26 protein-coding genes are annotated in these 20,253 nt (G+C 69.0%); 3 read left to right on the top strand and 23 right to left on the bottom strand.

The annotated features are described in order from the left end of the window. Positions 1–63 precede the first annotated feature (63 nt). The 8 genes from AC230_RS26355 to AC230_RS26320 all read right to left on the bottom strand — a co-directional run bounded on the left by AC230_RS26355 (position 64) and on the right by AC230_RS26320 (position 7,374). A complete protein-coding gene (locus AC230_RS26355; protein ID WP_049718930.1) occupies positions 64–732 on the bottom strand; it encodes a hypothetical protein in 669 nt (222 codons plus the stop codon). 114 nt (positions 733–846) lie between these two features. Continuing rightward, positions 847–1,890: a serine hydrolase domain-containing protein gene (locus tag AC230_RS26350; RefSeq protein ID WP_049718770.1), complete on the bottom strand. Its 1,044-nt coding sequence runs from the start codon at positions 1,888–1,890 to the stop codon at positions 847–849. Between the two features lie 83 nt (positions 1,891–1,973). Then, positions 1,974–3,083, bottom strand: coding sequence for a glycosyltransferase family 4 protein (locus AC230_RS26345; protein WP_049718769.1), 1,110 nt, complete (start codon positions 3,081–3,083; stop codon positions 1,974–1,976). Further along, positions 3,080–3,616, bottom strand: coding sequence for a dCTP deaminase (locus tag AC230_RS26340; protein WP_049718768.1), 537 nt, complete (start codon positions 3,614–3,616; stop codon positions 3,080–3,082). Before AC230_RS26340 ends, AC230_RS26345 begins: the two co-directional genes overlap by 4 nt. Beyond that, positions 3,613–4,149, bottom strand: a complete 537-nt coding sequence (gene dcd / locus AC230_RS26335; protein WP_049718767.1) for a dCTP deaminase — start codon at positions 4,147–4,149, stop codon at positions 3,613–3,615. The genes AC230_RS26340 and dcd overlap by 4 nt, the downstream gene beginning before the upstream one ends. Further along, positions 4,146–5,384 (bottom strand): bifunctional UDP-sugar hydrolase/5'-nucleotidase, encoded by a 1,239-nt coding sequence (locus tag AC230_RS26330; protein ID WP_049718766.1) that lies wholly within the window; start codon positions 5,382–5,384, stop codon positions 4,146–4,148. The genes dcd and AC230_RS26330 overlap by 4 nt, the downstream gene beginning before the upstream one ends. Then, positions 5,381–6,676: a UDP-N-acetylglucosamine 1-carboxyvinyltransferase gene (locus AC230_RS26325; protein WP_078871600.1), complete on the bottom strand. Its 1,296-nt coding sequence runs from the start codon at positions 6,674–6,676 to the stop codon at positions 5,381–5,383. Before AC230_RS26325 ends, AC230_RS26330 begins: the two co-directional genes overlap by 4 nt. A 215-nt stretch (positions 6,677–6,891) precedes the next feature. Continuing rightward, positions 6,892–7,374 (bottom strand): ATP-binding protein, encoded by a 483-nt coding sequence (locus AC230_RS26320; RefSeq protein WP_157868665.1) that lies wholly within the window; start codon positions 7,372–7,374, stop codon positions 6,892–6,894. Positions 7,375–7,636: 262 nt separating this feature from the next. Between AC230_RS26320 and AC230_RS26315 the strand changes: the two genes are divergently transcribed. Next, positions 7,637–8,506, top strand: a complete 870-nt coding sequence (locus tag AC230_RS26315; RefSeq protein ID WP_049718765.1) for a helix-turn-helix domain-containing protein — start codon at positions 7,637–7,639, stop codon at positions 8,504–8,506. Next, positions 8,503–8,733: a DUF397 domain-containing protein gene (locus AC230_RS31545; RefSeq protein WP_078871568.1), complete on the top strand. Its 231-nt coding sequence runs from the start codon at positions 8,503–8,505 to the stop codon at positions 8,731–8,733. Before AC230_RS26315 ends, AC230_RS31545 begins: the two co-directional genes overlap by 4 nt. A gap of 186 nt (positions 8,734–8,919) precedes the next feature. On the opposite strand, the gene AC230_RS34110 is transcribed toward AC230_RS31545, so the two are convergent. From AC230_RS34110 to AC230_RS26255, 15 genes are all read right to left on the bottom strand, one after another. After that, on the bottom strand, positions 8,920–9,804 hold the full coding sequence (locus AC230_RS34110; protein WP_241833369.1) for a GIY-YIG nuclease family protein: 885 nt from the start codon (positions 9,802–9,804) through the stop codon (positions 8,920–8,922). Positions 9,805–10,329: 525 nt separating this feature from the next. Next, positions 10,330–11,424 (bottom strand): SLATT domain-containing protein, encoded by a 1,095-nt coding sequence (locus AC230_RS32785; RefSeq protein WP_198535612.1) that lies wholly within the window; start codon positions 11,422–11,424, stop codon positions 10,330–10,332. Between the two features lie 709 nt (positions 11,425–12,133). Further along, on the bottom strand, positions 12,134–13,258 hold the full coding sequence (locus tag AC230_RS26305; protein WP_049718764.1) for a tyrosine-type recombinase/integrase: 1,125 nt from the start codon (positions 13,256–13,258) through the stop codon (positions 12,134–12,136). Continuing rightward, positions 13,258–13,470 carry an excisionase family DNA-binding protein gene (locus AC230_RS26300; protein ID WP_030966898.1) on the bottom strand — a complete coding sequence of 71 codons (213 nt, stop codon included), beginning with the start codon at positions 13,468–13,470 and terminating at the stop codon, positions 13,258–13,260. The genes AC230_RS26305 and AC230_RS26300 overlap by 1 nt, the downstream gene beginning before the upstream one ends. Continuing rightward, entirely contained in the window at positions 13,470–14,846 is a 1,377-nt protein-coding gene (gene repSA, locus AC230_RS26295) for a replication initiator protein RepSA (protein ID WP_049718926.1), read from the bottom strand. Before repSA ends, AC230_RS26300 begins: the two co-directional genes overlap by 1 nt. 11 nt (positions 14,847–14,857) lie before the next feature. Then, entirely contained in the window at positions 14,858–15,028 is a 171-nt protein-coding gene (locus AC230_RS33195) for a hypothetical protein (RefSeq protein WP_198535611.1), read from the bottom strand. Between the two features lie 5 nt (positions 15,029–15,033). Further along, positions 15,034–15,216, bottom strand: coding sequence for a hypothetical protein (locus AC230_RS26285; protein ID WP_049718762.1), 183 nt, complete (start codon positions 15,214–15,216; stop codon positions 15,034–15,036). Positions 15,217–15,307: 91 nt separating this feature from the next. After that, the gene (locus AC230_RS26280; protein ID WP_049718761.1) at positions 15,308–15,619 is read right to left on the bottom strand and encodes a hypothetical protein; all 312 of its coding nucleotides are present in this window, start codon (positions 15,617–15,619) and stop codon (positions 15,308–15,310) included. Between the two features lie 14 nt (positions 15,620–15,633). Next, positions 15,634–15,789, bottom strand: a complete 156-nt coding sequence (locus AC230_RS32255; protein ID WP_086083352.1) for a hypothetical protein — start codon at positions 15,787–15,789, stop codon at positions 15,634–15,636. A 14-nt stretch (positions 15,790–15,803) separates the two neighbouring features. Next, entirely contained in the window at positions 15,804–15,992 is a 189-nt protein-coding gene (locus AC230_RS26275; RefSeq protein ID WP_030067617.1) for a mobile element transfer protein, read from the bottom strand. A gap of 20 nt (positions 15,993–16,012) precedes the next feature. Continuing rightward, positions 16,013–16,678, bottom strand: coding sequence for a DUF2637 domain-containing protein (locus AC230_RS26270; protein ID WP_049718760.1), 666 nt, complete (start codon positions 16,676–16,678; stop codon positions 16,013–16,015). Positions 16,679–16,757: 79 nt separating this feature from the next. Beyond that, on the bottom strand, positions 16,758–16,925 hold the full coding sequence (locus AC230_RS33190; protein ID WP_198535610.1) for a hypothetical protein: 168 nt from the start codon (positions 16,923–16,925) through the stop codon (positions 16,758–16,760). 5 nt (positions 16,926–16,930) lie between these two features. After that, positions 16,931–17,122, bottom strand: coding sequence for a hypothetical protein (locus AC230_RS26265; protein ID WP_049718759.1), 192 nt, complete (start codon positions 17,120–17,122; stop codon positions 16,931–16,933). Positions 17,123–17,200: 78 nt separating this feature from the next. Beyond that, a complete protein-coding gene (locus AC230_RS26260; protein WP_049718758.1) occupies positions 17,201–18,541 on the bottom strand; it encodes an FtsK/SpoIIIE domain-containing protein in 1,341 nt (446 codons plus the stop codon). A 2-nt stretch (positions 18,542–18,543) separates the two neighbouring features. Further along, a complete protein-coding gene (locus AC230_RS26255; RefSeq protein WP_049718757.1) occupies positions 18,544–18,873 on the bottom strand; it encodes an SCO3933 family regulatory protein in 330 nt (109 codons plus the stop codon). Between the two features lie 192 nt (positions 18,874–19,065). Here AC230_RS26255 and AC230_RS26250 point away from each other — a divergent pair, with 192 nt between their 5' ends. Continuing rightward, on the top strand, positions 19,066–19,824 hold the full coding sequence (locus tag AC230_RS26250) for a GntR family transcriptional regulator (protein WP_049718756.1): 759 nt from the start codon (positions 19,066–19,068) through the stop codon (positions 19,822–19,824). Positions 19,825–20,253 lie beyond the last annotated feature (429 nt).

The raw sequence follows: 20,253 nt of genomic DNA, 5'->3' as shown, positions 1-20,253 counted from the left end.
ACCGACTTTCGGATGCGGCTCATCGGCAGCTCTCTCCCTCGCTGGTCTCCGCTGGGCTCTGTCTCACATATCAGCAGGCGGATACGGTGCAACGCCCGCGTCCCGGCCGAGGAGCAAGGCGAGCACGTAGACAGGAGCGAAGCCCACCGCAAGCACGATGCCGCCTACGGCCACCGTCACATGATCCGACCTGAGTCTCCGATGCTCACGCCCGCTGAGCACCAGGAGGCCGACGGCAGAGAGGAGCACTACCAGTGGTAGCGCTTTCCATGTGTAGCCGCACTGCACCAAGATCGCGAAGGAAAGCACCGCTGTCGCCGGCCCGCGCCACTCCATCGTCTGTCCGAGATCCCAGCCCATCTCCCTCAGCTTGGGCAATGCCAGCAGACTGGCCCCAAGAGATACCAGCGCCACTCCTCCGACCAGGTCGACCCGTCCATTGATCCAGCCTGCGGCGAGCGCCGTCCAACCGGACGGCAGCGCCAGTGCCTCGCATGCGGTGGCCGCTTCGCCGAGTGGTCTCTCACCATGGACAGCTCCTCCGGCAGCCGCTAAGGCCGCGAGAGACGACAGCATCCGATACAGCATCGCCACGATATTCAACGAACGAACATGCCTGATCACGTTGTTGACTGTTTTGGAAGGGGCCGACACGAACATGGATCCCGCTTGGAACACGGACTCCTTGACGTGACCGTCCACCCTGTTGTTGACGACTCGGTGCTCACTCATATGCCGGAAGGTACGCCAGAGCTCCAGGCAGCAGTCGACCACGTGCGCCATGCCAGGCTCGCCGACTCACGTGGCCCGCGGAGGTCGGTAATCCAGACTCCAGCTTCGACAGCTTCAGCCGAAGATCATTTCACGGTAGCTGTTGCGGATCTCGGTAAGACGCTGACGGTCGCGCGTGTAGTACAGCTTGTTCGTCAGCAGCACGGCCCAGGTGCCCTGCTTAGGGGAGATCCACATGCCGGTGCCGGTGAAGCCGTAGTGGACGTAGGTGCGGTCGGCAGGGTTAGTGCCGGGGGCCGGATGCCAGAAGAGCCCGCGAGCGGGCTCCAAGGTCCCGGTGTGGACAGTCAGGGACTCCTCGACCCAGTTCGGGCCGAACCCGGGCTGTGTGGGGGCTGTGGCGGGGTCGAGCATGTACCGCAGGAAGCGGGCGAGGTCGTCGAGGACGGAGAAGACTCCGGCGATGCCGCAGACGCCGCCGAGGAGGCGGGCGGAGAAGTCGTGGGCGACGCCTTTGAGGTGGCGGCCGGTGTCCTCGTCGAGTTCGGTAGGGGCACAGCGCACGGCCGTCTCGGGCGGGAGAGGGCCGAAGTGGGTGTGGGTCATGCCGAGCGGCTGCCAGATGCGGCTGTGGGCGAGCTGGTCGAGGCTCTGGCCGGAGATGTGTTCGGCGAGGTAGCCGAGGATGAGTGCGGCCCGGTCGGTGTACTCGACGGCCTCTCCCGGCGGCCGGTGCAGGGCTTCGTGGAGGACGCCGGCCCGGATGGCGGCCGGGTCGGTGCCGTAGAGGTTCTTGAGCTGGGCCCGCAGCGGGACACCGGCGGTGTGGGTCAGCATCTGGCGGGCGGTGACCTGGCCGAGCGGATGCCCGCTGACCTCGGTCCAGAACCCGTCGAGGGGCTCGTCCAGCGGGAGGGTGCCGTCTTCCCAGAGGGTGCCGATGGCGGACCACACGGCGAGGATCTTGGTGAGGCTGGCGACGTCGAAGACCGTGTCCGGCCGCATGACGACGTCCGGCTGGGCGGGGTCGAGGACGCCGGCGGTGCCGCCGGACTGGATGCCTGCGGCGTTGCCGGTGGCCCAGACGGCGCCGGGGTAGACCTTGGCGCGGACGCCGTCCGCCACGAGCTGCTTGATCGTCTCGGTGCTGTCTGCCATGAGCATCTCCGGTGATCGTGTGCGGGCCCGCCCGTCAGCGTAGTGACGTGGGCGGGCCCGGCTGGTGAAGGTGGTGTGGTGCGTCAGCTGATCCGGTGGCCGAGTTCGGTCAGGGCGTTGGCGGTGGCGCTGAGGGGGTAGCGGGCTGCGTTGCTCCGTCCGGCCTGCCGGAGGGCGGGCAGCAGGCCGGGGGTGGTGCGGAGCCGGTCGATATCGCGGGCGAGGACGGCGGGGCGGGTGAAGTCGGTCGCGGTGCCGGAGGCGGCGAGGGCTTCCGCCAGGCCGGGGACGGGCTGGTAGATCACGGGAAGGCCGCATGCCTGGGCCTCCAGGGCGACCAGGCCCATGGCTTCCAGGGTGGTGGAGGGCATGACGAGCAGGTCGTGGTCGGTGAAGGTTCTCCACAGCTGGGGGCGGCGGAGCCAGCCCAGGTAGCGGATCTTTACCCCGGAGGTCCGCAGGGTGGGGGTGAGGGTGTGGAACTGGTCGTTCGGGGCGGCGATGCTCAGCTCGACGCCAGCGACGGCGGCCAGGGCCCGCAGCAGGTTGTCCGCCCCCTTCTCCGGCGTGAGCCGTCCGGCGTACAGGAGCCGGAAGGGCCCGCCCGCGGGGCGGGCTGTGTGGCGGGGCGGCCGGGCGAGGAGCTGGTCGGGGATGCCCCAGGGGATGTGGTGGATCTTGGTGCGGTCGGTGGTCGGGGCGATCTGCAGGAGCCGGTCGGCCATGGCCGCTGTGGGCACGACGATGGCGTCGGCGAGCCGTGTGGTGTCGGTCAGGATCTGGTGCTGGTGGCGGTGGGCGGCGGCAAAGAGCAGGTCGGTGCCGTGCACGAGCGCGATGCTCGGTCGGTCGGGCAGGGCTCGCAGGAGCGCGGGGGTGGCGCCGAAGGTGAGGTGCTGCAAGTGCAGGACACCGACCTGTTCGGGGTCGATCGTCTCGGACAGGGCCCGGCCGAGGGCGGCGATGTAGCGGTGGAAGGCCGGGCCGTCCAGGCACTTGCCGACCACCGGCAGCAGTTCGAGCCCTGCGGGCTGGCGGGGTCGGCGGCCGGTGGGGGCGAGCATGAAGGGCCGGGCCGGGATGAGGGGCTTGGGGCCGGTGTAGAGGTCGAGAAAGAGTTCGACGCTTCCACCGGGGCTGCCGGCGGGCAGGTCGAGGGCGGTGGCGACCAGCGGGCCGCCGACGGGGGTCATCGGGGGTCTCCGGCGAGCTCGGTGTAGAGGCGGGAGATGTCGATGCCCTCAGTGGCCGCGTACTTGCCCCCGGTGTGCTGGTAGCTGGCCCGGTCGCCGGCGGTGGCGAGGAAGATGAGCTTGCCGAAGGTCATCCGCGGGTAGACGCGTACGGGCTTGGTGGCGCGGATCTCCAGCGTCCAGCGGATGGCGTGCCCGACGTGTCCCAGGGGTGCGGAGACGTGCACCCAGATGCCCAGACTGCCCGTGGTGCGGTCGCCGTTGAGCATCTGCGCGTACGTCTCCGAACCCGTCTTCTCGTACGTCACCCCGAGGTAGAGCACGCCGGGCTCGAGGACGGTGCCGCTGCCGGGGATGGTGGTCTCTGTGAAGGTGGTGGGGCGGGCGGCGTCGAGGTGGCCGTCGCAGATCCGTAAGGTCTCGCCCAGGCGCCAGTCGTAGGCGTTCGGGGAGAGCCGGCCGGGGTCGAAGGGGTCGATGCTGATCTCGCCGGTGGCGATGGCCGCGGTGATGGCCGCTTTGGTGAGGATCATGAGGCCGCCGCCTGTGGGATGAGGTCCTGCCAGGCCCGGGAGGGCTGGGGGCCGAGGGAGCCCTGGTACTTGCCCGCGTACAGGTCGACAGGGCCGGTGGCGACGAAGAACATGATCTGCCCGATCTCCATGCCCGGATACACCCGCAGGGGGCGGACGGGGGTGAGCTGAAGGGTCCACTGGCCGTGGAAGCCGATGTCGCCGATGGGGGCGGTGATCTCGACGAACAGGCCGAGCCTGCCGACAGAGGAGCGGCCGAACAGCAGGGGGACGAAGACGTTGGAGCCGACCTGCTCGAAGGTGTGGCCGAGGTAGAGCTCGCCGGGCGTGAGGACGTATCCGTCGCTGCCGATGGTGTGGGTGGTCGTGGGGTTGGGGTGGTGGGCGTCGATGACCGGGGAGGTGTATACGGCGAGGCGGTTGCCGAGGCGGACGTTGTAGCTGTTGGGGTTGACCTGCTCGGGGGCGAAGGGGTCGATCCGCAGCCGTCCGTCCAGGGCGGCGGCCGTGATCTCGGGTCCGGTGAGGATCATCGCGGGTGCCTTCCTTCGCTCACGGGGTCGTGGCTGGTCAGGACGTGGCGGACGGCCTGGCCGAGGGAGATGCCGGCCTGGTGGGTCCGGCCGCCGAGGAAGTTCTCGGCGAGGAAGCCGGTGGTCAGCACGCCGGTCAGCCCTGCGGGCAGCGGGTCGGGGGCGGTGACCAGCGGGCCGACGCGCTCGCTCAGGTAGGCGACCAGGCTGGCGGCGTCGCCTCGGTGGGTGTCGGGGATGCGGGCGTGCACGAGCTGGTTGGAGAACGGCTCGATGGCCAGCAGGTCGCCGAAGGTCAGGACCATGCCCAGCTTCTGGGGCCGCAGCACGGTGTCGTTGAGGATGACGGCGTCGGCTCCCAGGCCGGAGCGGAGCCGGGCGGCGACTTCCGTCAGGACGTGGTGGCGGTCGGGCACGGTGCCGCGGTAGGACTCGGCGGTGAATCCCAGCGGGGCGTTCAGCTTCTCCCGCAGGGACGCGGCCTGCTGGGCGGCGGCCGCGAGGGCTTTCGGCCAGGTCGCGTGGCGGGTGGGGAAGGTGCAGGTGTGGGCGGCCCAGCCGGCGCCGACCGGCTCGGCCAGCGCATACCCGACGCCGAGCTCACCGCCTTTGACCACGAGGGTGTCGCCGACCGGCTCGGGCGCGTAGTGGTCGCTGTGGCAATGCCCGGCGAAGATGATGTCCAGGAACGGGCACTCGGCCGCCAGGGCCAGATCGGCCTCGAAACCGGAGTGCGACAGCAGCATCCAGGCGTCAGTCTCGTGGTGGTGGGCCAGCAGCACCTCCCGCAGGGCCCGTACTGGGTCGGTCGCCCGGTGCCCTTGCCGTTGGCGGGCGGGGATGTCGCCGAAGGCGTCGAGACCGATGACGGCGGTGACCGCGACCCGCCTGCCCCCTATGCGGAAGATCCGCAGACGGTCGAACAGGTGCCGCCCGGTGGCCTCGTCGACGGCGTTCGCGCAGACGGTCAGGGAGTGGGGTTCGGGCTCGAAGTGGTGGGGCCAGCCGTGGTTGCCGGGAGCGATCACGTCATACAGGCCGGCCAGCAGCGTCCGCTCGATGGTGCCGCCGCCGAGGCGGAAGTAGCCGCTGCCCTCGAAGAAGTCGCCGCAGTCCGCGATCAGCGAGGTGGACCGCACCTGGTTCAGGTGGTCGAGCATGCCGGTGGCCTGGTCGATGGCGGAGTGGAAGTCGGTGGTGGCCACGATCCGCTCCAGCACCCGGGTGCCGGTCACCGGGCCAGCTCGGTGAGGTCGGCGCCCAGGGCGCGGAGTTTGCCGGGGAGGTCGGCGTGTCCGCGCCGGAGCTGGTCCAGGCCGGTGAGGGTGGTCGTGCCGCGGGCGCTCAGGGCGGCGATCAGCAGGGCGGAGCCGGTGCGGATGTCGGTGGCCTCGACCGTGGCGCCGGTCAGCCGCTGGGGGCCGGTCAGGCGGCACTGGGTGGGCGAGAGGGCGTCGATGCGGGCTCCGAGCCGGCCGAGTTGGGGCAGGAGGTTGGTGTGGCGGCCGGGGTTGATGGAGTCGCCGAACAGGTGGGTGCCCGGCAGGGACAAGGCCAGGGCCATCAGGGCGGGTTCGAAGTCGGCGTCCAGGCCGTCCGGTGCGAGGGAGGCGATCGCCCGCAGTGGGCGGCCGCCTCGCTGGGAGCCGGGGTGCACGGTGACCGCGTCGGGGGCGACGGTGACCGGGATGCCGGCCTGGTTCAGTAAGTCGGCCAGCAGCCGGAGGTCCGGGCCGTGCAGGCCCTCGATCCGCCCGGTGCCGCCGGTGGCGGCGAGGGCACAGGCCAGCGTGCCGGCCTCGACTTTGTCGCCGGGCACCCACCAGCTGAGGCCGTGGCCCGCAGACTGCGGCGGCGGGGCAAGGGCGATCTTCTCGTTGCTCGCGTGGATGTCCCAGCCGCCTTCCTGGAGGGCGGCCAGGACCGTGGTGGTCTCGGGTGAGAGGTTCGGGTTGCCGAGCGTCAGCCGGCAGTCGGCCACGACGGCCCGCAGGACGGCGGCGATCGTCGCGCCGCGGGAGCGGAAGGGCAGGTCGAGGCGGACCTGCCCGAGCCGGCGGCCGGAGGCGGTGACGCGGTAATGCCGGTCGTCGCTGTGCACGCTGTCGCCGAAGGTTTCGTAGACGCGGAAGTGCTCGCCCATGCCCCGCTCGCCGATGAGGCAGCCGCCAGGCCACGGCAGCACCGCCGAGCCGTACCGGGACAGCAGGGCAGGGACGAGGTAGTAGGAGGCCCGGATGAAAGCGGCGTGCGGCAATTCGGGGTGTGCCGGGCTCGGGGTGCCGGGCCAAAGGATCAGGCTCCCCCTCTCGCCGACCGGGTAGGAGATGCGGAAGCCGCACTGCTGGAGCAGGCCCAGCATCAGCTGGACGTCCGCACTGGCGGGGACGTTGTCCAGCTTCACGTGCCTTCCTGTGGCTGCGGCGGCAGCCAGCAGGGCCAGGCAGGCGTTCTTCGAGCCGTCCACCGTCACGACGCCGCCGAGCGGGCCGGCGGGCCGGACGGTGAGCGCGTGCGGGGCTGTCACCGCGGGGGCGGCTACGGGCAGGGGTGACACCAGGGCCTCCAAGTGCAGGAAGATGCTGGGCAGTCAGAGGGGGAGGTCCGGCCCGTGGACCGGCCTCCCCGGGGCGCCACGGGGTGCGATGGCGCCTGCCGCACCACAGGGTGGGGAAGAAGTGGTGCGGCTCGGCGAGCGGCGACGCCTCTGCGGGAACATGCCGCGGCCCGCCGACGAGCGGTTTACAGCGGCAGCAGGATCGTGACGGTCTTTCCGCCGCCGTCCGGGTCGCGGGGGGTGCTGGTTCTTCCTCCCGCTTCGGCGGCCAGGGCCTCCACCAGGTGCAGGCCCCAGCCGCCGCTGCCGTCGAGGTGCGGGATCTGCCGGCGGCGGGGCATGCGCGGGTCGCGGTCGTGGACCGCGACCATCAGGTGCCGACGGTCCATGCCGAGGTGGATGTCCGCCCGGGCCGAGGCTTCGGCGGCGTGACGAACGGTGTTGGTGACCAGCTCGCTGACCGCGAGCACGGCCGTTTCCACCACGGCGGCCCCGGGCCCAAGGCCCCACAGTCCGAGCTGGGCGGCAACCTCGCGGCGGGCGGCCGGCACAGCCGCCTCCACGGTGCGGACGGAGAAGTGCAACGAGCGGGCGGTCACCGCCGCCACCGCCTCGTCGTCGGTTTCGTCCTTCGGTCGTTCTCGCCGTTGGCCGGGCACCACGTGCATGGCCGGGGCTCCCTCCGTCCGAGGCGGAATCCGCGCACGCCAGCCACCGACGATCAGCGACAGCAGGGCTACGGATCGTGAAGCGCTCTCAGAATGGCCCCGCGCACTTCTCCCACGCAAGTGCGTGAGACAAGTGGGCATATGCCTGCCCGGCGCCGAAGGTCGTGGACTCAAACGCTTGACCGGCGGTAGGAGTTGGCCGTGTTGGGGCACACTTGCGTACGGCAACCCGCCGCCAGCGGGGGTGTCTCGAGGAGGGGTGATGGCCACGGCCAGCGGACCGACCGTACGCAAGCGCCAGCTCGGAGCCGAGCTGCGGAGGCTGCGCGAGAGCGCCGGCAAGAGGATCGAGGACGTCGCCGAGCACCTGGAGTGCTCGATGTCGAAGATCAGCAGGGTGGAGACCGGACAGGCCCCGATCAAGGCCCGGGACGTGCGCGACCTCCTCGCCTGGTTCGGCGTCGATGACCCCGTTCAGGTGGAGGCCGTGATGCAGATCCACAAGGACGCGCAGCAGCAGGGCTGGTGGGCCCACTACGAGGAGGTTCTGCCGTCCGGTATGGCCACCTACGCGGGGCTGGAGTCCGACGCGGTGGCCCTCCGCGCCTACGAGCCGATATTCGTCCACGGGCTGCTGCAGACCGAGGACTACGCGAGAGCCGTGATCGCGGCGGTACGACCCGGCGAGCCCGAGGAGGTCGAGCGGCTGGTCCGCTTCCGCATGCAGCGCCAGGACCTGCTCTCGCGTCGGCCTGATCCGCTTCAGCTGTGGGTGGTCGTCGAGGAGTCCGCCCTGCGCCGGCCGGTCGGCGGGAAGGAGGTGATGGCGGCCCAGATCAAGCACCTGATCCATGCCGCCGCGTGGCCGAACGTAACGATCCAGGTCATGCCGACCGCCAAGGGCGCCCACGCTGCCATGGCCGGGACGTTCTCGCTGCTGGAGTTCAGCGCGAAGGCGGCGCCCACCACGATCGTCTACGTCGATTCGATCGCCGGAAACGTGTACCTGGAGAAGGAACGCGATGTCCGCAAGTTCATCCAGACCTTCGACCTCGTACGAGCCGCGGGACCCGACCCGCAGGAGACCCCCGCCATCCTGGAGAACATCGCAAGGGAGATGCACAAGACATGAGCACCAACGACAGGCGACCGGCTCGCGAGGCTGACCTGAGCGGCGTCTGCTGGCGCAAGAGCAGCTACAGCTCCGGCAACGGAGCGTGTGTCGAAGTCGCTGCGACCGACGGCGTCATCGCCGTCCGGGACTCCAAGGAACCCAGTGGACCCGTCCTGCAGTTCAACCGTGCCCAGTGGGCTTCTTTCGTCAATGGCGCGGCCAGGGAAGCAACCACCGGCAGCTGACCTGCGACACGCTGCCGGCGAAAAGGAAGCCGGTCCGAACGCAACGCGGCCGCTCGGACCGGCCACGTCATACATCTGCCCCACACGACTTCCATACGGCTTTCTGCGGTTCTCCGCCCACGCCGCAGGCAACAACGACGCGCCTGCTGCTGTCTCACCCGCAGCGACAGACAGTAGTGGTCGAACTCACCCTTCTGACGGTTTCTGCCGCTGCCGAATCGCCTCTACACGCTCGGCTATGTACTCGCTCAGCGCGCCCACATCGCGGAACCATTCAGTTTTCCCGTCGCGATACTTCGCGAACCTCTCGTGAAATTCACGCTCAAGTTCGCGCCCGCCACGCTCGATAAGAACTACATGCTCGGGGCGCAGCGCAAGGGTACGTATGCGGCGGCGAAGATCGGTAGTCGTGCCTATTTTGACTCGATTTCCATTTCGGATGAAGTAGACCAGAGACGGATGCTTGCGAGCGGGAATCTCCCAACGAATACTGGGCGGAGATTCATCCCTCACTTGATCTTCCGCCAAGTCGTAGCCGTACCGGGCCGCCGCCTCTGCGAGCTGAGCAGCACGTCGCTGGCGCTGCTCTTCAATCAATCGCTCCCGTTCGCGCGCTCGCTTTTGTTCGATGATATCGTCAAGAACCTTTTGGTCTTCTGGATGAAGGGCAAGCGAGTCCATATAGCCGTGCCAGGTCACCATCGACATCACCACCATAAAGCCGACGACAATCCCTGACCACGGCGATTTATGCCAGCAACTTGCGGTTCCTGCACTTACAACCAGCAACTGGATTGCGTAGCCCGTCCGCCGAATTTGCCTCGCCTGATCACGCTCATGGCGATTCACCTGCTCCGACCCAAGTAAGGTGAGCCACGAAACAATCATCATGGCAAAGGACCCGACGAGGCTCACGGTGTCAAACATGCCCGTGCCATACTTGACGACTTCCGGAAGGAAGACACCTCCTTCCATGACAGCTATCAAGACCGCAAGCAACCATGCGAGAACTGCGGTTACCTTCTCGCCGGATTGCCGTTGGTTGTTGGGGCTGGACTCTGGGCTGGTCACCTGACTCCCCTGACTGCGAGCGCTACCCGGGAAGGCAGCCGCGGACGGACGACGCAAAGGGATGGTGCCACAGCCCACTGACAGTGGGCTGCAACTCAACGTCCCTTGATGGGGTCTACCTTGTACAGGCCACCACGCGCACGCGCGTGGGCTGGCGCCGGCAGTCCCAGCGGGCGGTCATGCGGTGAGGGCGAGGGTGTGCATGCGGGCGCCGCGGCGTTGGCTGGCGCCCGCCGGGCAGTGGCCGCCATCAGGCGACCCGGTGTGCGACCACAGCCTGGTCGCGTTCAGCCATAGCTACCGCTTCTTGACGAACACGCAGATCATTGTCGACGCCCGCTGGGGGAGGGGCAGGGTCCGGGACCGGCCAGCCCACGGATCGCCCTCATCCCGCTTGCACGGCCCTCTCCTGAGCCGGTGGAGCCACCGTGAACCTCAGCCCGTGAACGTCTCCTCTTGAACACTCAGCCCCGCAACACCTCACCCATACAGGGCAGATGGCCATTCACCCAGTTGTGGAGCACGCTAGACGACATCTACGCTTCCTTCATGTGGCTGGTCAAGCTGCTGTTCGCGCTTGCGCTGCTCAGCTCTGAGAAGCTCGATTTCCTTGGCGAGCTTGGCCAATCTGACGTCCTCGTCCGGGTCGTCGTAAGGGTGAATGCCCAACTCAAAAGCCGTGGCGTGGCGCTCGATGTCGTCTGCCGTCTGCTGCAGGTAGAAGGCCCGCTCACGCCACTTGTAGTAGCCAGTGAAGCCTGCCGCTGCACCTACGGAGAACGTGATGCCCATCGCCCAGTACTTGAGGGGAGGAGGCGTGTCAGCGAGGGCGGAGACGGCGGTTCCAGCCAGCGACCCGACAATGATGACGGACTGGGCGACGTTATGCTTCCTTCTGTACTTTCTTCCGTCTTTGCGCAAGGCTTCAAGCTCGACCGGGATGGAGTCCTTGTACGAGTACTGGCGGTCTGAGACCGGAAGTCCCAGGCGAGCTGCGTCCAAGAGGCGCAGCTCCTCGGCCTGCTCAAGTTCAATCTTCAGCTCGTACGCCTTCTTGGCGTAGTGATTGCCTTCCTCCGCTTCCGCTTCCGCTTTCGCTTTCGCTTCCGAGAGACGGACCAGCCAGAAGGTCCCCACACTGAGCACGAAGACGGGAATGGCGATCTTGTTTGCGAGAGCGATAGCCGACCACCCGACGGCTACGTTCGCGACGATGAAAGCGAAGAGCAGGGCGACCGCCAAGAGCCCAGCCGACCAGCGGGTGACCGTCTGGATAGTCCTGACCCGTAACGCGACCCGGAGTTCAGCTATGGCCTTCTTGTGCGCGATGAGGGCAGCCACTCTGTCTGCCGTATCCGGTGGAGCGACCTCCATCGTCCCTGACCTTTCTCTCCGTGAGGGTTGGACCACTGGGGGCAGATGAGTTGCAGGGGTCTGCCTGTGGTTCGCTGACACATCCGCCGCCACGTCACCCGACAGGGCACCGGCATCCTGCTCGCGCTGAGCGGGACGAGCGGTTCGCTGGGCCGCAATGACGAGGAACGCGCCACCGGCCGCACCGGCAAGCGTGGTCAATGACCCCACTCCGACAGCAGCGAGGATCGGGTAGACGGCTTCCAAGACCTTCCTCGTTGGTTCGATATCACACCGTCGGTTCGTCGGCGAACCTGTACCGGCCCGGCAACATCGCGGGGACGGAAGAGTAGTTGACACTCATGCCCGGATAGGCTCGGACGTCGAAGATCCAGCCAGTATGTGTCCGAAAAGATCTGCCCGAGGTTGCGGTGCAAGGTCCCCGTCGAGGGTCGAGGGAGGGACAGCCGACGGTCCGAGGGAGTGACCGCTCACGCAGGTCGACGAAGAGGCAGCGGACGGGCGCATACCGGAGAGCCCCACAAACCACAGCGGGTCCGCCATCAGCTTCCACCCCGAGGGCCGCGCCAGCTTCGTGAGCAGCGCAGCCGGGTATCCCGCCCAGCGCTCACCGTCCCGCCGGCTCATGTTGACCGGCAGCGCGAAAGGGGCCGGTCCAAACGGAACGCAGGACAGCTACCCGTCATGCGTGAGCAATGCGTGAGCGGACGGCGCAGCAGCAGACCCCAGGGCGCAGAACCGGGCAGCCCGCCGGGTGGTGCTGACCTGCAAGGTCAGCACCACCCGGCATGAACCGGCACCCCCGGTCAGGGATTCGATCCCACTCCTAAAGCGGGTGTCGCAGGTTCGAATCCTGCCGGGGGCACACGACGAAGGGCCAGTTCAGAGGCTTGATCCTCTCGAACTGGCCCTTTGCCATGATCACGGCCGTGCCACACACGTGCCACAAGGTCCGCTAGGAGTCCGCATCACCCCGTTCCTTGCGGATCATCGAACCGAGCCGATCGGCGATCTCGCGGTCACGGCCGTTGACCATGTGCTGGTAGATCAGCGCGGCGCGGGGCGTGCTGTGGCCCATCCGCGTCACCAGCTCGCGCAGGCTCGCCCCGGAGGCGGCGAGAGTGTTCCCGGTGTGTCGAAGATCGTGGAAATGTACGTCTGCCGTGATACCTGCCTTGGTCCGCGCGTTGATCCAGTCATCCCGGAAGTTGCTCCGCCGGAGCCGACCGCCCTGGGGACCGACGAAGACGTGACCGTCACGGCCGGCCCCGGCGAAGCTCTCCAGGTGTCCCGTCACATCCGCCAGGAGTTCGGTCGGAAAGGCCACCGGACGGACACCGGCAGCCGACTTGGGCGCCTTGTCGAAGAGAGCACCGGTCTGCATCTCTGCCTGTGAACGGCGGACCATGAGCGCTCCGTTCTCCATGTCGATGTCCCGCCGGCGCAGGGAGGCCAGCTCCCCGAAGCGCAGCCCGGTGAAGGCAGCCAGCAGGACGAGCAGCCGGTAGCGCGGGGTCATCGCGTCGGCCACGGCGAACACCTCGGCCACGCTGAGGATCGGCCGCTCCGGCACGTCGTAGCGGTCAGCGCCCTTGATCCGGCACGGGTTGCGCCGGATCAACTCGTCATCAATGGCCGTATTGAGGACCGCCCTCATGATCTGGTACGCCTTGACCACGGTCGGCTCACCGGTCCGGGTGAGCCATTCCGTACGCCAGGCCCGCACTTGTGCCGTGGTGATCGAGGACAGCGAACGCTCGCCGAAGGTGGGCAGCAGGTGCAGCCGGATCACCGACTCATGCCGTTCGCGCGTCCGGTCCTCAAGCTTGCGATCCCGGAGCCATGCCATTGCGTACTCGCCGAAATGGACCTTGCCCGCATCGGGGTCGGCCCATTGCCCGCGAGTGATGTCCGCCTCGATCAGGGCCAATGCGACTTCCGCGTCGGTCTTGGTGGCGTACGTCTTCTCTGCACTGCGGAGCTGTCCGGTGTTCGGATCACGGTAGCGGACCTGCCAACGGCCGGACTTGAGCTGCCTAACCGAACCGAACCGGCGACGCTTGCCCTGGTTGTTCGCCATCAGGCAACCCTCCTGAGCACACCAGGACGGACGGTCACCGGCTGCACGGTGTTCGCGGCGATGTACTCGTTCAGCACGCGTTCCGAGATCCGGACGTTGCGACCGACCTTGACGAAGGCGATGCGACGTTCCTCAATCAGCCGACGAGGGAAGCGGACGCCTGTGCCAAGGCGAGCGGCGACCTGCTTTACGTCCAAGAGTTGATCAGCCATCACCACTCCCCCTCCATCTCGTGATTCGGCATGTCAGCCAGGGCTTCGCGGGCGGTCTCGCGGTTGTGTTCGATGTCGCGGCGGATGTTGGCGGCGAGCCAGGATTCGCCGGGGGTGTGGCCGTGGCCGGCGTAGGTCCAGTGGGCGAGGGTCAGGGTCGTTGCCTCCTGGTCGTCGGGGTCGGGCAGTCCCACGGCGGCGCGCTGCTGTGCGGCGCGGTAGTCGGCGCGGACCTGTCGCAGGGCGCCCAACGTGGTGGAGTAGCGGCGGGACTTGGTGGAGAAGTGGCCTCGGAAGCCGAGCATGTGAGCCCAGTCCCGTAGCTTCCGGTCCGGGTAGAGGGCGTGCAGGTCGAGGCATGCGGCGATGAGCCGGGCGGGGTGATCGGGTACGCCGAGCAGGGCGAGGGCCTCTTTGTTGCCGATGCGGCGGTCGACGGTGCCGGTGGTCTCGGCTGCTTTGGTGGCGTACTTGGCGACGTAGGAGGCGACGGCCTGTTCGGTGATCTCCTCGCCGTGGCCGAAGGCGCCGATCGGCTGTACGTCGAGCTGTGTGCCCCAGCGCAGCACGCGGGCGGGCTCCTCTCCCACGGGCGGTACGTCGACAGCGACGCGGGCGGCGGCGGCGCGGATGGCATCGGTGAGAACGTCGAGGGTGGCCCAGGCCGGCGGTGGGCTGTCCGGTCCGTCGGGACCGTCGAAGCGGATCACAGCATGGAAGTGCACGGCTCCGCGCTTCTGGTACTCGGCGACCTTGCCGAAGGAGACGCGGGACTGTTCGCGGGCGTCCTTCTGCGTGAGTCCGGCGCGTCGGGCGATCTCGCGGCGCAGGTAGATCGTGAAGTACCGCCACAGGTCGGAGGCGTGGTTGTTCCACAGCACGGCGCCCGCGTAGTCGTACGACTCGCGTTCGAGCGGGGTGCCGAGTTCGGGCGCGTCCTCACTGTGGCGGGCGCCGCAGCGGCATGGCCGGTTGCCGGGGCGGTTGTGGACAGGGCCGAAGGAGGGCGCGGTGAGGGTGGCGAAGACGCGGGGGTGATCGCGGATGGTGTGCGGGGTGCCCTTGTCGGGGTCGCCGACGAGTCCGGCGCGGATCAGGTGGTAGGTGTCGCCGGCGTAGGTCCAGGCGCAGGACGGGCAGCGCGAGGCACGGCGGTTGCCGCAGGCGATGCGGAGTCGGCCGCCGGGTTCGGTGTCGGTCGAATAGGAGTGCAGCACATAGCCCGTGGCAGCGTCGCGCGTGACGGTGGAGCCTTGCAGGTGGATCGGGTCGGAGCAGCCGCCGGTACGGCGGATCTGGTCTTGGATGCGGTCGAAGTCGCCGGACCCGGCGACCCTCAGCACGTCGGCGAGGGTGGCCGGGTCCAGGCCCGCCATGGTGGCGGTCGTCACTCGTCGTTCTCCTTCCGGGTGTGCTGGTCGATCCACTCCTCCGCGCAGACCTTGTGAACGGGCTTGCCCCGGTCGGAGCGGAGCGGGGTCGGCTTGGTGCAGATCACGCACGGCTTGTCGCCGGTGGAGTCGTAGTGGTCGGCGGAGCGCCAGTTCAGGAGGGCCACGGCGGTCACCGCCCGACGTGGGCGAGCACGGAGGCGGGGGCGGTGTGGCCGGTGCCCTTGCAGGTCGGGCAGGCGACGCGGAGGGTGGCGCGGGTGCCGTCGGCGTGGCGGGCGCCGGTGGTGATGGCGACGGTGGCGAAGCCGTCGCAGTCGCGGCAGACGCGGGTGTTCCGGGCGTGTTGAGGCATGATGGGGCTCCCTTTTCGGGTCCGTTGGATTTGGAAGGGGTGCAGGCGCCGGGGCGGCGGATCTTTGGCGAGAGAGCCGCCCCGGGGCCGTTCAGTGCTTGTGCAGGTCCTTGACGAGCAGACGCAGGACGACCGCGGCCACGGCGACGGAGACGCCGGTGATGGCGACCGCGAGCAGCAGCGAGACCAGGACCGCGCCGACGACGAGGACCACGGCGCCGCCGCCGGCGGCGAGGGCGAGCGCGCTGCCGGGGGTGAGCTGGACGGTGGGCCGATTCGAAGCCGGGGCGACCGGGACCGGCGCCGGGGCCGACGGCTGGACGGGCGCCGGGGTGTAGGCGGTCGGGGCCGTGGCCGTGGCGGGCGGTGCGGTGTCCTGTGGCGGGTACTTCGGCGTGAACACGAGGGTGATCCCTTCTACTTGAGGACGGTGCCGAGGGCGGGGGCGAGGAAGCTTCCGGCGACGAGGTAGCCGCCGACCAGGAGCACGGCGACCAGCCACCACGGCGGGCGGGCGAGCTTGACGCCGAGCCATCCGACGACGAGCAGGGCGAGCCAGAGGGGAACGTCCATGGCGTGGTCTCCTGTCAGGCCTTGCAGCGGTGGGTGCGGGCGGCGAGTTCGGCGCCGGCACGGGTGTCGTAGTCGGCGGCGAAGCCGCAGCCGGGGGCGGTGCAGGCGGCGGTGTGCTTGTCGCGGCCACGGCCGTCGTAGGACGTGGCGACCTGCACCGGGCCGATGCGGATCACGTTGCGAAAGCGGCGATAGGCGGTCACGGGCGGTTACTCCTTCCTGGTCAGGTGAGTTGGAGTTCGGCGGCGATGGCGTCGGCCATCGGGGCGGGCAGTTGGAGCCGGGCGGACAGGGCGTCGGCGGGCATCGGGGACCCGGTGGAGGCCCGGTGGGCGTCGGCGATCTTCCGGGCGTGGTCGAGCAGCGCGACCGGAACAGCAGGGGCGCCGGGCACGGGCTTGGGCGGTGCGGGGGTCAGCTCCGGCACGGTCACGGCGGGGGCCGGGTCGGGTGCGGGTTCGTCGGTGCGGTGCATCTCGACTTCCGGCGCCGCCGGTTCGTCCACAGGCTGTGCAGGAGCGGGCGGGTCGGTGGGTGCGTGGACCAGGAGGGTTCCGCCGAGGAAGGCCAGGGCGGGCCAGCCGGCGACGAGGATGCACAGCCAGGCGGGCACGTGGGCCAGGTCGAGGAGTCCGGCGGTGGCGATGTTCGCGCCGAGCGAGGCGAACAGGGCGATGACGAACCAGGTCCAGGCGGAGCGGTCGCGGCGGGCCGTGCGCAGTCGGCGCCAGGCGGCGACAAGGAGCAGGTCGACCGAGACCGGGTAGGCCCATGCCTTCCAGCCGGTCTGTCCGGCCGCTTCGGCCAGGTCGTGAAGGTGGGCGAAGGACAGCGCGCCGGCGATGACGGCCTGTACGAGTACGGCATCCGGGCGGATCGAGCGGGGCATGCGGGGCACCTCCCTTCAAGGGGAGTCGGGCCAGGGTCGGGCGGGGAGCGGTGTCCGGCCGCCCGGCCCCGGCGGGGGTTCAGTCGGTGGGGGCTTCGCCGGAACCGAGGCAGGTCAGGCAGAGGCCGGTCTGCTGGCCGACGGTGCGGCGCTTGCGGCCGACGCGGACGGTGCGGGAGACCTCCCCGGTGCCCTTGCAGGTCGGGCACTTGGGGGGCTCCGGCGTGGTGGCCTTTCGCGTCGCCATGGCGATCACTCGCGCTCGGTGGCGGGGGCGCGGACGTAGTCGTCGGCGTGGTCGACCAGCCACGTTTCGATCTCGCGGTGTTCGTCGTAGTCGGCGGTCCGGAACACCGCCTCGGCGGTCTCGACAGCCTCAACGAACCGGTTCTGTCGGGTCAGTTCGGCTGAGCGCTCCAAGGCCCGGCGGGTGGAGTCACGCATGGGGATCACTCCGTTTTCGGCATGGCTCGGGTAGGGACCTGGCGCGAAGCGGTCGCGCCGACCGTGGCGGTACGGGTGTTACTCGGCGACCGGGCGGGGCTTGACCAGCGACGGACCGGCCGCCGGCGCGGGGGCGGGCACGTAGGGGCGGAACGAGTCGAGGAACGGCAGATCCGGGACCAGGTGGGCGAACTCCCGGCAGACCGCCACGACTTCATCGCGGCTGGTGTTCGGGGTGCGGATCCTCGACCAGCCACCGGAGGAGTCCGCCGCGACAGCGGTACCGGGCCGGTTCATCGGGATCAAGCTCGCGGCCGGAACCGCGTCCGGAGCCACGTCCGCCAGGCCCATCTCGGCGGTCTGCTTGTCGTTGACGCGGTGCACCACGCGGCCGGTGAGCTGAGCGCGGAGCATGGTGGCGCCCTTACCCAGGTCGGAGCCGAAGCGCTGCCCGCAGATCTCCAGGTAGATGCCGATCGCGCGGGCCATCTGCGCCAGCCGGATCAGCGCGGTGACGATCCGTTCCCGGCGCTCCTCATCCTTCCTGAAGGAGATCAGGAACAGTTCCGCCACCTCGTCGACCAGGACGACCACCGGCACCGGCCGCAGCTCTTCGGGCAGTTCCCACAGGTCCGAGACGCCGTGACGGCTCAGCAGGTCGAAGCGGTCTTCCATCTCCGCGACCAGGACGCCGAGCAGTGAGGCGGCATCGTCGGGCGTGGTGACCAGCGCCGACAGACGGGACGCGAAGGCGGACTGTTCCACCCCGCGCTTGCAGTCGACCCCGACCAGGGCCACCGGCAGTTGCGCCAGTCCCTTGATCAGGTTGCGCTGATACATGGACTTGCCGGAGTGGTTGGCGCCCAGGGTGAGCGCCATCGGTGCCTTGCGGTAGTCCCGCTCGAACGCGGTCCCGTCCTCCCGCACCGCGACCGGAACGGCCATGCCGTGCGGGCGGGCCTTGCGAGGCATCTTCACCCGGCGCAGCACGTCATAGCCGGTCATCCGCAGTTCGACGAAACCGGGCTTCGTCTCGACCACGGTCACCGAGTGGACGCCCCACGCGTGCCGGAGCCGTTCCGAGGAGGCGATCACGTCGGCAGGCTCCAGGCCGGCGGGAAGCCGCAGGGTCACCCGCAGCCCGGTCGAGGTGCCGCGTACCCGGCGGATCTTCGGCGGAACCGGCTGAACCTCACGGCGGGCGACGCTGCGGGTCATGAACGCCCGCAGGCCCGACGGATGCACCGTCAGCCCGCACACGTCCATGGTCGACCGGTAGGAGAGGGTGAAGCGGCCCCAGGTGACCGGCATCCCGACCAGCGACCAGTACACGCGCGGCGCGCGTACCTTCGCGTAGCCGAGACCACCGGCACCGGCCAGGGCCCCCGCGCCCTCCAGCCACATCGTCAGGTCAGTCATGGTCAGGCCGCCGGGGTGATCGCGACCGCGCGGAACGAGATCCCGTGCCGCTTCTGGCCGTTGAACTCGTTCTCCCAGTCACGCGCCTTCAGGCCGATGACCTTCACCGGCATACCCGGCGCCAGACCCTCGGGGAGGCCCGTCTCCGGCACGGTCACCTGGTAGAGGTTCCCCTCCCCCTCGTCCGAGACCAGCAGACCCACGGTCGAGAGGCTCGCGTTGGTCTCCCGGTCCACGGCCCGCTCCCCGGTCTTCTTGTTGACCATCTTCGGTTCCGGCGCGGTCGCCACGAACACCACAGCGGTCGAAACGTCGATCTTGAACGACGGCATGAGCACATCCTTCAGTTCTCGGAGGCCGCCCGTTTCGCAACCTCTCTAGACATCTCCAGTAGAGCGCACGTCTCTAGAGACGTCAAGGGAATCTGTCTAGAGATGTTGAGGAGGGCGGATTGCGGCTACACGCACCGAGCGGGCGTCCTACCTATGGCCTAGGCTGTCTAGAGAAGAGAGGAGGGCTCCGGAATGGCCAACACCGACGACGACCGTCGGCCGAAGTACCAGCGGATCGCGGACTCCCTACGCGAGGCGATCCAGTCGGGCGAGTACGGTCCTGGTGATCGGCTTCCGGGAGAGAACGACCTGATGGCCGCGCACGGCGTGGCCCGCATGACGGCCCGTCAGGCCTTGAGCGTGCTCAAGGATGAGGGCGTAGCCGAGTCCCGCAAGGGTGCCGGCGTGTTCGTTCGATCTTTCCGCCCGTTGAGGCGTCGCGGCATCCAGCGGCTTTCACAGGAGCAGTGGGGCAGCGGCCGGTCCATCTGGTCTGCCGACATCGAGAACCGCACGCTTGTGGTGGATCAAGTGGCAGTGTCGGAGGAGGCCGCACCGGAGCGGATTGGGCAGGTGCTGGACCTGGGGGATGGGGAGACTGTCTGCGTACGACGCCGGCGGTTCGTCTTGGACGGGAAGCCCGTTCTTCTCGCGACGAGCTATCTCCCCACGTCGGTGGTCGCAGGGTCGGCGATCACTCAGGAGGACACGGGCCCCGGCGGAACGTACGCCCGCCTTGCCGAACTCGGGTACAAGCCAGTGCACTTCCGCGAAGAGATCCGCTCACGCATGCCCACGAAGGACGAGGCGGAACAGTTGAGCATCTCCGCAGGTACTCCGGTCATCCTTATCTGCCGGACCGCGTTCGCGGACGAGGGTCGCCCCGTGGAGATCAACGAAATGACGCTTGACGCCGCCTCGTACATCCTGGAGTACGACTTCGACGCGTGACCTAGCGTGAGCTGTTACAGGTTTCTCTACCTCATCAAGCCCCGGCTGCGCTCCGCTCCGCCGGGCGCGCTCCCGGCTCCGCTGCGGGCGACGCTCCTGCCTTCGGCCCGCTCCGCCCGCGCTGCACCGACGCGCGCCCACTGGTGGATAGGGCCGATGGCCATGAGTCGATCACCGCGTACGCGACGGTCAGAACAGTGCCTCCGGCGGGGGATCGGCCGGCACCGGGATGGAGGGGGCGGCGTTCCCGACTGCGGGTCCGTAGGGGCGTGCGCGGGGTGCTCCCATCCCGCCCACCGTCGACCCAGGCAGAGCCGAGCAGACGCGGCCCATGGCGTCCAGGTCGTTCGTACAGTGGCGCGCTCCACCTGGACGCCATGGACCACGCCCGCTCCACGGTGTGTGGGTCGACGGCGGACGGGATGGGAG

Origin of the sequence: Streptomyces caatingaensis (genome assembly GCF_001187435.1) — a bacterium.
Lineage (GTDB): Bacteria > Actinomycetota > Actinomycetes > Streptomycetales > Streptomycetaceae > Streptomyces > Streptomyces caatingaensis.
This window is presented reverse-complemented; position numbering and strand designations above follow the sequence as displayed.

Coding starts and splice junctions, on each gene's coding strand:
- AC230_RS26355 (WP_049718930.1), bottom strand. CDS start 732: ATGAGTGAGCACCGAGTCGTCAACAACAGGGTGGACGGTCACGTCAAG.
- AC230_RS26350 (WP_049718770.1), bottom strand. CDS start 1,890: ATGGCAGACAGCACCGAGACGATCAAGCAGCTCGTGGCGGACGGCGTC.
- AC230_RS26345 (WP_049718769.1), bottom strand. CDS start 3,083: ATGACCCCCGTCGGCGGCCCGCTGGTCGCCACCGCCCTCGACCTGCCC.
- AC230_RS26340 (WP_049718768.1), bottom strand. CDS start 3,616: ATGATCCTCACCAAAGCGGCCATCACCGCGGCCATCGCCACCGGCGAG.
- dcd (WP_049718767.1), bottom strand. CDS start 4,149: ATGATCCTCACCGGACCCGAGATCACGGCCGCCGCCCTGGACGGACGG.
- AC230_RS26320 (WP_157868665.1), bottom strand. CDS start 7,374: ATGCACGTGGTGCCCGGCCAACGGCGAGAACGACCGAAGGACGAAACC.
- AC230_RS26315 (WP_049718765.1), top strand. CDS start 7,637: ATGGCCACGGCCAGCGGACCGACCGTACGCAAGCGCCAGCTCGGAGCC.
- AC230_RS31545 (WP_078871568.1), top strand. CDS start 8,503: ATGAGCACCAACGACAGGCGACCGGCTCGCGAGGCTGACCTGAGCGGC.
- AC230_RS26305 (WP_049718764.1), bottom strand. CDS start 13,258: ATGGCGAACAACCAGGGCAAGCGTCGCCGGTTCGGTTCGGTTAGGCAG.
- AC230_RS26300 (WP_030966898.1), bottom strand. CDS start 13,470: ATGGCTGATCAACTCTTGGACGTAAAGCAGGTCGCCGCTCGCCTTGGC.
- repSA (WP_049718926.1), bottom strand. CDS start 14,846: ATGGCGGGCCTGGACCCGGCCACCCTCGCCGACGTGCTGAGGGTCGCC.
- AC230_RS26285 (WP_049718762.1), bottom strand. CDS start 15,216: ATGCCTCAACACGCCCGGAACACCCGCGTCTGCCGCGACTGCGACGGC.
- AC230_RS32255 (WP_086083352.1), bottom strand. CDS start 15,789: ATGGACGTTCCCCTCTGGCTCGCCCTGCTCGTCGTCGGATGGCTCGGC.
- AC230_RS26270 (WP_049718760.1), bottom strand. CDS start 16,678: ATGCCCCGCTCGATCCGCCCGGATGCCGTACTCGTACAGGCCGTCATC.
- AC230_RS33190 (WP_198535610.1), bottom strand. CDS start 16,925: ATGGCGACGCGAAAGGCCACCACGCCGGAGCCCCCCAAGTGCCCGACC.
- AC230_RS26265 (WP_049718759.1), bottom strand. CDS start 17,122: ATGCGTGACTCCACCCGCCGGGCCTTGGAGCGCTCAGCCGAACTGACC.
- AC230_RS26260 (WP_049718758.1), bottom strand. CDS start 18,541: ATGACTGACCTGACGATGTGGCTGGAGGGCGCGGGGGCCCTGGCCGGT.
- AC230_RS26255 (WP_049718757.1), bottom strand. CDS start 18,873: ATGCCGTCGTTCAAGATCGACGTTTCGACCGCTGTGGTGTTCGTGGCG.
- AC230_RS26250 (WP_049718756.1), top strand. CDS start 19,066: ATGGCCAACACCGACGACGACCGTCGGCCGAAGTACCAGCGGATCGCG.